This is a genomic window from Bradyrhizobium sp. 187 (genome assembly GCF_023101005.1).
In the GTDB taxonomy this organism is placed as follows: Bacteria; Pseudomonadota; Alphaproteobacteria; order Rhizobiales; family Xanthobacteraceae; genus Bradyrhizobium; species Bradyrhizobium canariense_D.
This window is the reverse complement of sequence record NZ_CP064693.1, coordinates 6,385,585-6,399,828: the sequence shown is the minus strand read 5'-3', so window position 1 is coordinate 6,399,828 and position 14,244 is coordinate 6,385,585. Positions and strand designations below refer to the sequence as shown.

Below are 14,244 nucleotides of genomic sequence, written 5' to 3'. Positions count from 1 at the left end.
TGTTTAACCGAGGACCTTGGCCTGGATCTTCTTCATCGCCTTGTCGTCGTCTTCCCGGGCATCGAACAAGTATCCGTACGTGTCGAACGTGAGCTCGATCGACGCATGCCCCATCATCGTTTGGATTTTTTTCGGTGAGAAGTCTGCATCGATCCAGAGCGATGCACAGAAGTGACGAAACGCGTGCATGCCGAATTTGGCGCGGACTTTCGTCACCTTCTTGCCGTCCTTGATCGTCGTAACGGTCCTGATGACGATGCCTGCCTCGATCTGCATGGGGCGCACGAAGCGATTCATGATGTTTGCGAGGTTCTGGACGGTCCCGGTCGAAGAGGGGAAGACCAAATTCAGGTTGCTATGGGGGCACTGCAGTCTCCATTTTTTGAGCTCGAGCGCGAGCTTGGGAATGAAACGGATGTCGCGTGTGCCGGCCGCGGACTTCGGCTTTGCGATCCGCCCCCATTTGTCGGCACGCTGTCTGACGGTTAGAATGTGCGTCTTGAAATCGATGTCGTCCCACGTAAGCGCCCGAAGCTCGGAAGCTCGCAGTCCTGCGAAGATCAACACGTAGACCATGGCGAGAAAGCCGTCCCAGGCGGCCGTCGTCCTGGCGATCATGGTCTTCATTTCCGCAATGCTCGGCATGGGCGGCCGCTTGTAGTCCCGCTTCGAATGCTTGTACGGGGTCAGCGCGATCGGATTGGTGACGACCCAGCCTTTGCTCTGAGCGTAGCGGAAGATGGCTCCGGCGTTGATGCGGACGCGCCGAACCATGTCGCGCGAGCGGCACTGGTCCAGGAGGCTCTCGTAGAAATTCTTCGCGTCCACAGTCGTCATGGCCGCCAGCTTGAGGTGGCCGATGAACGGGACGATGTAGTCTTTGACGCGCTGCTCGTAGACATCGAGCGTGGTCCGCTCTAGCCCGTTGCGCTCGCATTCCTTCAACCACTCGTCCGCCGCCTCCGCGACCGTCTTGGAAGCGGAAGCGGCGACGTGGGTGCCGGCCGCGACCTCCGAGCGGGCTTTGACCAGCCAGGCGTCGGCTTCCTTGCGCGTGGCGAACTGCTTGTGTCGCCGCTTCCACTTGTTCGTGTCGTTGACGCATTGCCGCGACGGAGACCGCTGAATTCCGTCCGTCTTCCAACGAGCGTCGAACGGATGAAGCTCTGGAACGATGCCGGAGGGCGACGCCGCGAGAGACTCTCGGCGGCACATTGAGTGGTTGCATGCTCTCAAATCTTTGCGGCCTGGCCATCCAGCTCGAGCTGGATGTCCTCGATGGACCGATTCTTCGTCTCGATGCCGAACACTGCGAAGGCGACGCATGCCAACGCGTACCATCCCGCGAAGTATAGGAACGCGTTCTGGAAAGAGATCCCCGAACTGGAGGGCGCGGCTGCCGCGGATGAGCCGACAATGAAGGCCAGTCCCATCGGTCCTATGATCTTTCCGATGCCGCCGAATCCGTAGGCGGCCCCCATCCCGGTCGCTCGCAATGATATCGGCCAGACTTCTGCGGAATAAGGACCGACGATCGCAAAGCCTCCTTCGCCAAAGAAAAACGCCGCCATGAGTACAGCCAGAAAACCGGTGAAAGAGGCCGAAAGCGCGCTCCCGCCCGCGGCAGCTACGAGCAGCATTGCGACGGCACCTCCGGCGCAAACAATTCCGGCGACGCGCCGGCCGATCTTTTCCGAAAGGATGGAGAATACTATTCGGCCAGCGAGCGCTGCGCAGGTTACGAATATCATGTAGAAGGCCGCATTTGCAGGCGGTACTTCAAGGACCTGCACGAGCAATGTCGGTGCCCAAAGGGTAAGGCCATAATACCCCGTCTGCATTCCGATGTTCGATATCCAAGACAGAGCGACGCTACGGGGATATTTGAATAGATCGCGAAACTTGGGCTGAGGGCCGGCGTCCACATCCGCGGTGAGGGGCAGGATGTTCTCGTCGACCTCGAGTGCCCAGGCAATGGACCTTCTCGCGTCTTCCGGTCGCCCGTTTCGGAGCAACCAGCGGGGCGACTCCGGCACCCATGTCCGAAAGAAGAATGCGGTGATGCTGATGCCGACGCAAACCGCCATGAGGCCGCGCCAGCCGATTGAGGGCGCTAGAAACGCGACCATGATGGATCCCAGCAGGAAGCCGACCGGTACAGCCGAAGTGACTAGCCCACTGATGCGTCCTCGCTTTGACGTCGGAACGAATTCCTGGATCAGCGGAAGATCTACGCAGTAGAGCCCCCCGGCACCGAAGCCGATAAGTAGCCGGAACGCAGCAAGGTAGATCCAACCGTATGCGACGCTCTCGGGGGTGAAGATCAACGCGCCCGTACTTATGGTGAAGAGCCCGATGGTGAAAAGGAAGACCCGTCGTCGTCCGATCGTATCCGCAAGCCATCCGAAGAAGGTGGCGCCAATCATCGCACCGATGCCCGAAGAGAGCAGGATTATCGAGGACGTACCGAACGTGAGTTGCCATGGCTTCGCGATGAAGGTGAGCACGAAACCGATGAGGAAGTAATCGAGGAACTCAAGAACTAGGCCGAGAGTGCCTGCAAAAATCAGCTTCTTCTGGTTAGACGTGAGGCTGCCTTGCGCATCCAACTCATTCAACATTTCGTTCGCCTGTTACTCGTTCGTGCGACCGCATTCGTGGACCGACGAATTGAAAAGCTCGAGCGCGTCGATGCGGTACCGGTTGAAGAAAAAATCGATCGCGTGCGGACGCCTGTAGCGAGTTTATCAGATGATAACTTATAGACAAGACGAAAAGTGTTGCGCGCCCGAGCGCGCTATCAAGCGACGTTCATCCTGTTCGTCCCATTGCGAAAATCATTGTGCCGCGCACGCTTCCCGGCAAGAAAGGATGCAGCAAGTTGTTCGGGACGGTCCCGCAAACCGGTTGGCGAACGACGCTGTCGAACGCCAAGTTAAATTTCAAGAGAGCAGTTCTGTCTGCGGGCGTGGTCGTGCCGGCGCCGACGGACGCATTGAGCTGGATGTTCTTGGACGGAAGGAAGGGAAACGTGTTGGTGGCGGCTTTGGTACTGCCCGTCTCGTTACTCTTGAGGGTGATCGGGGGCCGTGGATACGGCTGCGGTCTGGAGCCGCTCCGGCAACACGCTGGCCAGGGGACTTGGCTGCCAGTCGCGCATCACGAGCTTTAGATCCCGCCACTGCTGGATGGAAGCGATGTATCGCGTGGCTCAGCCGCTGCCGCCTCAGGCCAGCCCTTGATGTATATGTTCACCGCATCGCGGATCAACGTGATCTTCTCGACGCGCGGTTGAAGCCCGTAGGCGTATTTCCGGACGCCGTAATAGAAGATGCTGCCTTGGAGATTCCACGCGACCTCCAGGAACCTATGCTCGTTCCGCGCGGTCAATCTGATGTCTTTGGACAAGCAGACTTCAATTGCGATCCGGCGGATGATCCGCTCTTCCACGAGTTTGATGTATGAACTTGTGATACCGACGTCCTTCAAACCGGCGAACAGGTAGATCCGCATCCAGGCGCGGTTCATGATGACGTCGGTGTAACGGATATAGAAATCGACCAATCTGTCTTGGATCGGCCTGGTGCGATCGACGAGCAGGTCGTCCCAATAGGCGTCCCAGACGTCAAGGAAGACGCGCTTATAGACGTGCTCGATGAGGTCTTCCTTCGTCTTGAAGTACTTGTACAGAAGCGGTTGGGTAATCTTAAGGCTGTCCGCCAGTTCGCGTGTCGTCGCGTTGAAGCCGAACTCTGCGAAGAATTCTGCCGCCTTCTCCACGATCAGCTCCTTCCGTTCGGGGAACGGCAGGCGTTTTCGACTGTCGGTGCGCGTTGCGGGTGTCCGCGCAGGGGCTTTCTTCGAGCGAGCGCCCTTGCTCGTGCCGAACCTGGACTTGTTCGGAATCATGCGGCCCATGTCCATTCTATCTCCTTCTCGCGACAGCGGTTGAGTTTCTAACATGCGGATTCTCAATGACAAAGTTGCATTCCGACGGGACGCACAGATGCGTTGCGGGTTCGCTCCCAAGCCGAGGGCGTCTTTTTTTGGTCGAATCGAAAACAAGATATTGATGTCCGGAAGGAGCAGATATAAGTTATCGTTTGATCAATTACCACCCGGAGGGGAATGCGCATGAAGGTTGATAGGGCCGCCATCGACGAAGCCTCTAAGAAGCTTTCGAATTGGCAGAGGTGGGGTGCGGACGATCAGATCGGCACGCTCAACAACGTTTCGCCGCAGGACATCATCGACGCCGGGCGGCTTATCCGTAAAGGGAAGGTCTTCGCGCTAGGCCTGTCCTTGAAGGAGCCGATCCAGTCGGGATTGTTCGGCGGACGATGGAATCCGATTCACACCATGCTGGCGACGGGCACGGACGCCGCGGCGGGCAATCAGGACGAGCCGTTCCCCTATCTCCGCTACGCGGACGACGCGATCAACATGCCCTGTCAGGCGTCGACGCAATGGGACGCGCTGTGCCACGTGTTCATAGACGACAAGATGTACAATGGCTTCGACGCATCGTTGGTCGACGTTCGCGGAGCCAAGAAGAACGGCATCGAGCACGTCCGGGACAAGATGGTTGGACGGGGTGTCCTTCTCGACATCGCCCGCTTCAAAGGAGTGGATTCGCTCGATGACGGTTACGCCGTAACGATAGGCGACCTGAACGCCTGCGCAGCCGCGCAGAACGTGGAAGTGCGCAAGGGCGACTTCGTGATCGTGCGTACAGGTCACCAGGAACGCTGCCTTTCGAAGGGCGATTGGAGCGGATATGCAGGCGGTGCGGCACCCGGATTCGCGTTCGAGACCTGCTATTGGCTTCGGGAGAAGGACATCGCTGCCATCTGCTCCGACACTTGGGGCTGTGAGGTGCGTCCGAACGAGACCAACGAGGCCAATCAGCCTTGGCATTGGGTGGTAATTCCCGCAATCGGCATTTCAATGGGTGAGATTTTCTACTTGAAGGAGCTGGCGGCGGATTGCGCGGAAGACCGCGTGTACGAATTCTTCTTCAGTGCACCCCCGCTTCATCTTCCGGGTGGCGCTGGATCCCCCATCAATCCCCAAGCGATTAAATAAAGCGGGAGAATCATCATGCCTGAATTCCTGAAACGCGGCCGCGATGCAGTACTTCGCGCCGAAGATCATGCCAAGGTCCGAGCGACGGTAGAGGATATCCTGTCGGATATCGAGAATCGCGGCGACGCCGCCGTACGAGAACTGTCGGCTAAGTTCGACGGGTGGGACAGGCCCGACTATCGCCTGACCGACGCGGAGATCAAGAGCTGTCTCGGAGAGCTCTCCAAGCGGGACATCGAAGACATCCGTTTCGCGCAAGAGCGGGTTAGAAACTTTGCTCAGCATCAGCGTGAATCGATGCACGACATCGAGGTGGAGACGCTGCCTGGCGTGGTCCTGGGTCACAAGAACATTCCCGTCAATTCGGTCGGATGTTACGTGCCAGGTGGCAAGTATCCGCTGCTCGCATCCGCTCACATGTCTGTCATCACTGCGGAGGTTGCGGGTGTCGACCGCATCGTCACTTGCGCTCCGCCGTTCCAGGGGAAGCCCGCGCCGGCGATCGTGGCGGCACAGCATCTTGCGGGGGCCGACGAGATCTATTGTCTCGGCGGAATTCAGGCTGTGGGTGCAATGGCGATCGGAACGCAGTCAATTGCAGCCGTAGACATGCTGGTCGGCCCGGGAAATGCCTTCGTCGCTGAAGCGAAGCGCCAATTGTTCGGCCGCGTCGGTATTGACCTCTTCGCAGGACCGACGGAAACCCTCGTGATTGCGGACGATACGGTCGATGGCGAAATTTGCGCCACGGACCTCTTAGGTCAGGCCGAACACGGGGGTAACTCTCCCGCTATCCTACTTACGACTTCGCGGAAGCTTGCTCATGAGACGATGGCCGAAATCGAGCGGCTGCTCGGCATCCTGCCAACCGCGTCCGTCGCTTCAAAGGCTTGGGAGGACTACGGCGAGGTCATCGTCTGCGATAGCGAAGAGGAAATGGTCAAAGAAGCAGACCGCATCGCCTCGGAGCACGTCCAGGTCATGACGCGCGACCCGGATTATTTTCTCAAGAACATGAGCAACTACGGCGCACTGTTCCTCGGTCCCAGAACTAATGTGGCTTTCGGCGACAAGGTCATCGGAACCAATCACACGCTACCGACGATGAAGGCAGCGCGGTACACGGGCGGCTTGTGGGTAGGCAAGTTCCTCAAGACCGTTACATACCAGCGCGTAACCACAGATGCCGCATCGGCAATGATTGGTGAGTATTGTTCCCGGCTGTGCATGTTGGAGGGCTTCGTCGGTCACGCTGAACAGGCGAACGTCCGCGTGCGACGGTATGGGGGCCGCAATATCCCCTACGGCACTGCAGCGGAATAATGTCCGGAAGTCGACGGGGCTCGCGGCGCCATGCGCCGCACCCCCCGTCGGAAGCGCATAAGCCAGACTGGACGGTCTACGGAGCCTCTCATGCACGATCTTCCCATGACACCATCTTTTCGCGTCGAAGGCAGGCGTGCGCTTGTGACAGGTGCTGGTCGCGGCATCGGGTTGGCGGCGGCGACGGCCTTAGCTGCAGCCGGGGCGAGCGTTACGCTGTGCGCGAGGACCGAAAAAGAAATCGGCCAGGGGGTCGAGCTGCTTTCGGCAAAAGGGTATCGGGCCGACGCGCTATGTTTGGACGTAACGGATCTCGGGGCGGTATCTGCCGCTATAGACGCCGCCGAGCCGTTTGACATTCTCATCAATAACGCCGGGACGAACAGGCCAAAGCCGATGGTCGACGTCACCCTCGACGACTATGAAGCGGTCATGGGCCTGAACGTCCGCTCCGCGTTCTTTATGGTGCAGGCGGTCGCCAGAAAGCTGATTGAAGTCGGAAGGTCAGGATCCATAATCAACATGTCTTCCCAGATGGGTCATGTCGGGAGCGCGCGCAGGTCGCTTTACTGTGCGAGCAAATGGGCGATGGAAGGCTTTTCAAGGGCGTGTGCCATCGAATTTGCGCCGAACGGGGTCCGAGTCAACACCCTGTGCCCGACCTTCATAGAAACACCGATGACGAAATCATTCTTCGAGAACAAGGAATTCAAAGCCGACGTCCTTTCAAGGATTAAGCTTGGACGCCTTGGTACGGTAGAAGACCTCATGGGGGCGATCGTCTTCCTGTCGAGCGACGCATCGTCCCTGATGACGGGGTCGTCTTTGATCGTCGATGGCGGCTGGACGGCTGATTGATCCACGTCCGACCAGGCAAGTTCCTCAGAAGAGACTGCACCATGCCATATCTCTCATTCGGATTTGCGCGTCGTAGATCCTGTACGGTCGGAGCGAAGATCGGGACATGAAGATTGCCGTTGCCAAGGAAATCGATCCGTCTGAACCGCGGGTGGCTGCTTCCCCGGACACTGTGAAGAAGTTCAAGGCGCTGGGCATCGATATTGCGATCGAGCCGGGCGCCGGCATCAAGTCCGGCCTGCTGGATTCCGAATTCAGCACGGTTGGTGCCACTGTCAGTGCCGATGCGCTGAAAGATGCCGACATCATCATCAAGGTGAAGCGGCCGGAGGCGTCCGAGCTTTCGAAATACAAGCGCGGCGCGCTGGTGATCGCCATCATGGATCCTTACGGCAATGAAGCCGCGCTGAAGACGATCGCGGACGCCGGCGTGTCGGCGTTTGCAATGGAATTGATGCCACGCATTACCCGCGCGCAGGTGATGGACGTGCTGTCCTCGCAGGCCAACCTTGCCGGCTACCGCGCGGTGATCGAGGCCGCCGAGGCCTTCGGCCGCGCTTTCCCGATGATGATGACCGCGGCCGGCACCATTCCCGCCGCCAAGGTGTTCGTGATGGGTGTCGGTGTCGCCGGCTTGCAGGCGATCGCCACCGCGCGCCGTCTCGGCGCCGTGGTCACCGCGACCGACGTGCGCCCGGCCACCAAGGAGCAGGTGGAAAGTCTCGGTGCGAAATTCCTTGCCGTGGAAGACGAGGAATTCAAGAACGCGCAGACCGCCGGCGGCTACGCCAAAGAAATGTCGAAAGAGTATCAGGCCAAGCAGGTAGCGCTCACGGCCGAGCACATCAAGAAGCAGGACATCATCATCACCACGGCGCTGATCCCGGGGCGGCCCGCGCCCCGTCTGATCACCGCCGAGATGGTCGCTTCGATGAAGCCGGGCTCGGTAGTGATCGATCTCGCGGTCGAGCGCGGCGGCAATGTCGAAGGCGCCAAGCCTGGCGAAGTCGCTGACGTGGGCGGCATCAAGATCGTCGGCTACACCAATGTCGCCGGCCGTGTCGCGGCTTCGGCATCGAGCCTGTACGCGCGCAACCTGTTCTCCTTCATCGAGACGCTGATCGACAACTCGACCAAGGCGCTCGCGGTGAACTGGGACGACGAACTGGTCAAGGCCACCGCTTTGACCAAGGACGGCCTCGTCATCCATCCGAATTTCCAGCCCAAAAATCCGTCTGAGACTGCTTAAGGAGCGCTGCCATGGGTCACATCGCACAGGCCGTCGATCCGTTCGTGTTCCGGTTCTCGATCTTTGTGCTCGCGGTTTTCGTGGGCTACTTCGTGGTGTGGTCGGTGACCCCTGCGCTGCATACGCCGCTGATGTCGGTGACCAACGCAATCTCTTCAGTGATCGTGGTCGGCGCGCTGCTTGCGGCCGGCGTCAATATGGTCGGCAGCGGCGCTGCCTGGGCGCGCGGCTTCGGCTTTATCGCGCTGATTTTTGCGTCCGTGAATATTCTCGGCGGCTTCCTTGTCACCCAGCGCATGCTGGCGATGTACCAGAAGAAAAAGAAGTAAGGGCAGCCCGATGAACGCCGATCTCGCTGCAGTCCTGTATCTCGTTGCAGGCGTCTTGTTCATCCTGTCGCTGCGCGGGCTGTCCAGCCCGGCATCCAGCCGGCAGGGCAATTTCCTCGGCATGGCCGGTATGGCCATCGCCGTCGCTACCACGCTCGCCGCCCATCCGCCGACGGATGGCCTCGCCTGGGTGCTGATCATCCTCGGCATCACCATTGGCGGCGGCATTGGTGCGGTGATCGCGCGCCGGGTACCGATGACCTCGATGCCGGAACTGGTCGCGGCGTTCCACTCGCTGGTCGGCATGGCCGCGGTGCTGGTCGCGGCCGGCGCGTTCTATGCGCCCGAAGCCTTCGACATCGGCACGCCCGGTAACATCCATCCGCAGAGCCTGGTCGAAATGTCGCTCGGCGTCGCGATCGGCGCGCTGACCTTCACCGGTTCGGTGATCGCCTTCGCGAAATTGTCGAGCCGCATGAGCGGCGCGCCGATCATCCTGCCCGCACGGCATCTGATCAACATCCTGCTCGGCGTTGCGCTGGTGGTGTTCATCGTCGGCCTCGTGCTGAGCGGCAGCGCGCTCGACTTCTGGCTGATCGTCGTTCTCGCGCTGGCGCTCGGCGTGCTCATGATCATCCCGATCGGCGGCGCCGACATGCCGGTCGTGATCTCGATGCTGAACTCGTATTCCGGCTGGGCCGCCGCCGGCATCGGCTTCACCCTCGGCAACTCCGCGCTGATCATCACCGGCGCGCTGGTCGGCTCCTCCGGCGCGATCCTGTCCTACATCATGTGCCATGCGATGAACCGTTCCTTCATCTCGGTCATCCTCGGCGGCTTTGGCGGCGAAAGCGCCGTGGCCGGACCCGGTGCAGGCGGCGAAGTGCGCCCCGTGAAGCTCGGCTCCGCCGACGACGCGGCCTTCATCATGAAGAACGCGCAGAAGGTGATCATCGTGCCTGGCTACGGCATGGCGGTGGCGCAGGCCCAGCATGCGCTGCGCGAGATGGCCGACACGCTGAAGAAGGAAGGCGTCGAGGTGAAGTACGCCATTCACCCCGTCGCGGGCCGCATGCCCGGCCACATGAACGTGCTGCTGGCCGAAGCCAACGTGCCCTATGACGAGGTGTTCGAACTCGAGGACATCAACTCCGAATTCGCGCAGGCCGACGTCGCCTTCGTGATCGGCGCCAATGACGTCACCAATCCGGCCGCCGAGGACGACAAGACCTCGCCGATCTACGGCATGCCGGTGCTGCAGGTCTGGAAGGCCGGCACCGTGATGTTCATCAAGCGTTCGCTGGCCTCGGGCTACGCCGGCATCGACAATCCCCTGTTCTACCGCGACAACACCATGATGCTGCTCGGCGACGCCAAGAAGATGACCGAGAACATCGTCAAGGCGATGTAAGCGGAGGGCGGGTCGACTGTCGACCCGCTCGGCCGATAACTTGGGGCTTAGATGAATTGACCAGCACCATAGGCTGGTAACTGAAGCGGAGTGATCGGCATAAACGGCGTTAGCGACGGCCGCAGCGACGCCTGTTGCACTGCCGCGCGCGGTATGTGAGGTTCATTTGCGTCATATTCCGACCTTGCAACTGCGTCGCCGCTAAGCGCGTGGCCGTCTGTCGTGCAGCTGGACTTGATGGGCTTGTGCCTGATCGTCTTCTTCCCCATTACCATTTCCGCTTCCGCGTATATTGAGATCCGATCCGCAGCGATGTTTGCTGAATCGTCCTAAGCTGACGTAATTGTGCAAGTTCTTTAATTCGCTGATCGAAGGTTTTCGGTTTTGGCGGCGGCAAAATCCTTTGGAGACTTGCCGCCGAGGGCCTGATGAGGCCTGAAGTTGTTGTAGTAGACGATGTACTCGAAGAGTTCGTTGGCGAAGTGATCGAGGTTGTCGAAGGTCGCGCCTTCAATGACGTCGTCATCGAGGGTCCGCCAGAAGCGTTCAACCTTGCCATTGGTCTGCGGCCGGTAGGGCTTGGTATACCGATGCTTGATGCCCAGCTCGAGCAGCATAGCCTCGAATGGATGCTCTTCGGGAGTATTGCGGGAGGCGAACTCCGCCCCGTTGTCCGACAGGATCTCGGCGAACTGAACCCCATAGGTGATGTTGAGGGTGCTCCCGCCAAAGTCAGCCCCGCCCGTGGGCGGTTTGCAGTCAAATCAAAGCGTCACGGCTCTCCGCCTCGAAGGCCCCGCCATATCGATAGCCCAGCGCAAGAAAAATCTCATTGCTCATTTTAAAGGGCGTCATTGCGAATGCCTTGCTGAAGGAGACTCAAAGCAGTTATGGGCGTCCGTCCGCGACGTTGTGCCGCTTGCAGCGCTCGACTCGCATATCTGGCGAATTTCAACTTCGCCGACCGAGGGCTCGCGCGTGGTCGAAACGATCCGAAAAGCGGAAGCGCCAGTTACCGGCTGGTATTATGACTGGGCCGGGGCGCTCATCTGGCTTGCGACCAAGTCTACGTCCGCCGCCTGCGTCTCAGCAATCCGCGCAACCGTCGACGGATTCGGCGGCCATGCAACACTAGTACGTGCTCCCGACGAGATTCGTTCAAGGACCCCTGTATTTCATCCTCAGCAAACCGCACTGGCTATGCTGTCCGCTCGCGTGAAACATAACTTCGACCCCGCAAGCGTCCTTAATCGCGGCCGCCTGCGGGAAGATATATGAGCAGACGAACTTCAGCCCAGACCGACTAAAGGATCCGCGTGTGGCTCGGTCGGAGCAAATCGTGCGAAAATGCGTCCATTGCGGCTTCTGCACCGCGACTGCCCTACCTACGTCCTGCTGGGCGACGAACTCGATAGCCCGCGCGGCCGCATCTACCTGATCAAAGAGATGCTGGAGCAGGGCAAAGCAGCGACTAGCGAGGTGGTCAAGCATGTCGACCGTTGCCTCTCGTGTCTCTCATGCATGACTACGTGCCCGTCCGGCGTGAATTACATGCATCTAATCGACCACGCCCGCGGCCATATCGAGCGGACTTACCAACGCTCGTGGCACGAACGGCTGCTGCGCGCTGCACTCGCCGCCGTGCTACCTTATCCGGGCCGGTTCCGCGTGGCGCTCGGTTTGGCGCGGCTCGGTCGGCCGTTGCGACCTCTGCTGGCACAACTGCCGAAGATCGGCCCGCGTCTCAACGCCATGCTGCGATTAGCGGCGGTCGCCGTGGCCGCGTGGCCACCCGCCGGTCGGGTCCAAGTCTTTCCGGCGCAGGACGAGCGCAAGGGCCGGGTGGCGTTGCTGACAGGCTGTGCCCAGCCGGTGCTGAAGCCATCCATCAACGAGGCGACGATCCGGCTGCTCAACCGCCACGGCATCGAGGTCGTGTTGCCGGCGCGGGAGGGCTGCTGCGGCGCGCTAGTCCACCACATGGGCCGACACAGCCAGAGCCTAGCGTTTGCACGCACACTGATCAGTACCTTGCTGCCAGTCGCCATCAAAGGAGCATACGGCGTGTCAATTGATTTGAATACCCTTGGAGTTCCCGTGACGAACGTAAAGCCGAAGCCGGAAATCCGCAGCCGTTAAGATCGCGAGCGCTGAACAAACCATCGATCTTGGAAGATCTGATGCATAACGTCGCCGGAATTTGCACTGGTAGCGCAGCAGACTGGAGTCAACTCTTTGGCAGGACCGCCAACGCGTCTCTCAGATTGGCAAGCCCTTTCTACGAAGAGAACTCCATCCTGACGCAGGACGATCCGACCACGCTGATCCGCATCATCCTGACCGGTGTCAGGGGCGCCGGCACCGATGCGTTTCCGACCTCGCCGGCTCGTCTCGACGACAGTCAGGTCGCGGCCGTCGTCACCTACATCCGAAACAGTTGGGGGCAATGCGACTTCGCCGGTCGATGCGGACGCCGTCAAGTCGGTGCGGACGCGCGTATCGAGCTCGGTCGTCGCCCGCTCCGCTCCGCAATAGCGACCAGTCTTTCTCGTACCAACAGTGATCTTGATGTTGAAAGAGTTCTCTCTACGCCGCGATCGCGATCTCGGGGCATCTCCTTTGCCGGATCCGTCTCCAGCATGGCGGCGGACAGGCTTGCGTCACAACGTTGTGGCGACGCAAAGAACGAGACTGCGTTCTGCAAGGCGTTACGCGGCGACCGGAAAGAAGACTGGCTCGGGCAAAATCGATCGGAAGTCATGCCCGTAACGGGATCGTGACGACAAGTCAGCCTTTGGCGAGCGAGGCAGGGTCATCGACCCCCCTTAAGACTTATCGAGCGCAACTTGATTGTTCGAATCAAGATTGCCGGCCTCGCTGGATGACTTACCGTTCGTTGACAAGAAAGGGCCAAACCGCGCGAGGGAATCCCGTGCCGAACCGAATGGGCCAACTAGCTGAGCGAGAATACGCGAAGCTCTATGCCGCGGCGCGCACCTTTGCACCCCGGGTTCGCGAAGCTACTCAGGAGTCTGTCTCCGGAGTAACGAGTGCGTCGCGCTTCGCTCTTGGCGCTTTTGCGGCTGTCGGGAGTGGTCGAAAAAGAGCGCCTTGGCCAGCGGCAATCTCTGCGGTGAGTTTGTCCATCTGTTCGTCGACACTGTCCGCCGTTTCGGGATCGTTGCTCAGAAGATTGCGGGTCGTTTCGAGAAGGTGTGCTTCTGCGAGATTTGCCGCTTCGCTGGCGTTGCGACGCAAGACCGCGTCGACAATCGCTCTGTGTTCACCGTCAACGTCCCGCGCCCCAAGCTCATAGAAGGCCGATAGCCGGCGATAGCGATCGACGTTCTCATAGAGATGGGCTCGGTAGTCCAACAAGCGTGGGGCCCTGCAAGCCGCGACAAGCGATCGGTGGAACAGCCGATGATTCTCCTCCCACTTCTCATCGAAAAAGCGCGCATCACTTTGGCCGCGATCATTGATCCCGAGCCGATGGGCGGATGCGACGATCTCAGCTTCCCAGTCGCGGTCGCCCTGCGCGATCGCCGCGCGCAGCGCCGTGGTCTCCACCCAGACCATCGTCTTCATCAGATCCATGAGGTCGGCCGCGGAAACCTGGGCGACGCGGAATCCCCGCTGTCCCTCGGCCGTGACCAATCCCAGTGTAGTCAGCCGCGAGAGTGCCTCGCGCAAAGGACTGATCCCGGTCTCGTACCGCTCCTGAAGCGCGACCATGCCGAGACGATCGCCGGGTTTGAGCACACCTCTGACGATTTCCTGACGAATGGCGTTCGCCAATGTCTCGGCCTGAGTTTTCTGGTTGTCCAACAACTTGCGCATCGCTCACCCTTACGCCATCGGCTTCGATTCCCAAAGTAGACAGTAATTTCCAAATTATATATTTCTATCCAAATAAAGATTGACAGCAGAAATTTTGGGTTCATGATGGCGCGGAAATCGCCCGTAAGAGGCCGATCTCGCCCCGGCCA

Annotated in this window: 13 protein-coding genes and 1 pseudogene; 9 read left to right on the top strand and 5 right to left on the bottom strand. The window is 59.8% G+C overall.

Annotation, left to right across the window (positions count from 1 at the left end; genetic code table 11):
- Positions 1-3: 3 nt before the first annotated feature.
- The 3 genes from IVB19_RS30900 to IVB19_RS30890 form a co-directional block, all read right to left on the bottom strand.
- Positions 4-1,215, bottom strand: coding sequence for a tyrosine-type recombinase/integrase (locus IVB19_RS30900; protein WP_247820565.1), 1,212 nt, complete (start codon positions 1,213-1,215; stop codon positions 4-6).
- 17 nt (positions 1,216-1,232) lie between these two features.
- A complete protein-coding gene (locus IVB19_RS30895; RefSeq protein ID WP_247820564.1) occupies positions 1,233-2,621 on the bottom strand; it encodes an MFS transporter in 1,389 nt (462 codons plus the stop codon).
- A 547-nt stretch (positions 2,622-3,168) separates the two neighbouring features.
- The gene (locus tag IVB19_RS30890; protein WP_247820563.1) at positions 3,169-3,924 is read right to left on the bottom strand and encodes a TetR/AcrR family transcriptional regulator; all 756 of its coding nucleotides are present in this window, start codon (positions 3,922-3,924) and stop codon (positions 3,169-3,171) included.
- Positions 3,925-4,134: 210 nt separating this feature from the next.
- Here IVB19_RS30890 and IVB19_RS30885 point away from each other — a divergent pair, with 210 nt between their 5' ends.
- From IVB19_RS30885 to IVB19_RS30860, 6 genes are all read left to right on the top strand, one after another.
- A complete protein-coding gene (locus tag IVB19_RS30885; protein WP_346283665.1) occupies positions 4,135-5,085 on the top strand; it encodes a cyclase family protein in 951 nt (316 codons plus the stop codon).
- Between the two features lie 15 nt (positions 5,086-5,100).
- Positions 5,101-6,408, top strand: a complete 1,308-nt coding sequence (hisD, locus tag IVB19_RS30880; RefSeq protein ID WP_247820561.1) for a histidinol dehydrogenase — start codon at positions 5,101-5,103, stop codon at positions 6,406-6,408.
- Between the two features lie 90 nt (positions 6,409-6,498).
- Positions 6,499-7,266, top strand: coding sequence for an SDR family NAD(P)-dependent oxidoreductase (locus tag IVB19_RS30875; RefSeq protein WP_247820560.1), 768 nt, complete (start codon positions 6,499-6,501; stop codon positions 7,264-7,266).
- 106 nt (positions 7,267-7,372) lie between these two features.
- Positions 7,373-8,515, top strand: coding sequence for a Re/Si-specific NAD(P)(+) transhydrogenase subunit alpha (locus IVB19_RS30870; protein ID WP_247820559.1), 1,143 nt, complete (start codon positions 7,373-7,375; stop codon positions 8,513-8,515).
- 11 nt (positions 8,516-8,526) lie between these two features.
- Complete coding sequence (locus tag IVB19_RS30865; RefSeq protein WP_247820558.1) at positions 8,527-8,844, top strand: proton-translocating transhydrogenase family protein; 318 nt, start codon at positions 8,527-8,529, stop codon at positions 8,842-8,844.
- A gap of 10 nt (positions 8,845-8,854) precedes the next feature.
- The gene (locus tag IVB19_RS30860) at positions 8,855-10,255 is read left to right on the top strand and encodes an NAD(P)(+) transhydrogenase (Re/Si-specific) subunit beta (RefSeq protein ID WP_247820557.1); all 1,401 of its coding nucleotides are present in this window, start codon (positions 8,855-8,857) and stop codon (positions 10,253-10,255) included.
- A 356-nt stretch (positions 10,256-10,611) separates the two neighbouring features.
- Here the strand turns inward: IVB19_RS30860 and IVB19_RS30855 are convergent, their stop codons facing one another.
- Entirely contained in the window at positions 10,612-10,872 is a 261-nt protein-coding gene (locus IVB19_RS30855; RefSeq protein WP_247820556.1) for an integrase core domain-containing protein, read from the bottom strand.
- 127 nt (positions 10,873-10,999) lie between these two features.
- On the opposite strand from IVB19_RS30855, the gene IVB19_RS30850 reads away from it, so the two are divergent.
- The 3 genes and pseudogenes from IVB19_RS30850 to IVB19_RS30840 all read left to right on the top strand — a co-directional run bounded on the left by IVB19_RS30850 (position 11,000) and on the right by IVB19_RS30840 (position 13,035).
- Positions 11,000-11,533 (top strand): glycolate oxidase subunit GlcE family protein, encoded by a 534-nt coding sequence (locus IVB19_RS30850; protein WP_247820555.1) that lies wholly within the window; start codon positions 11,000-11,002, stop codon positions 11,531-11,533.
- Positions 11,526-12,280: pseudogene (locus IVB19_RS30845) on the top strand ((Fe-S)-binding protein); the annotation flags it as partial. The gene IVB19_RS30850 and the pseudogene IVB19_RS30845, both read left to right, overlap by 8 nt.
- A gap of 155 nt (positions 12,281-12,435) precedes the next feature.
- On the top strand, positions 12,436-13,035 hold the full coding sequence (locus IVB19_RS30840; RefSeq protein WP_247820554.1) for a c-type cytochrome: 600 nt from the start codon (positions 12,436-12,438) through the stop codon (positions 13,033-13,035).
- A 244-nt stretch (positions 13,036-13,279) separates the two neighbouring features.
- Here the strand turns inward: IVB19_RS30840 and IVB19_RS30835 are convergent, their stop codons facing one another.
- Positions 13,280-14,095, bottom strand: coding sequence for an FCD domain-containing protein (locus tag IVB19_RS30835; RefSeq protein WP_247820553.1), 816 nt, complete (start codon positions 14,093-14,095; stop codon positions 13,280-13,282).
- Positions 14,096-14,244: the final 149 nt, after the last annotated feature.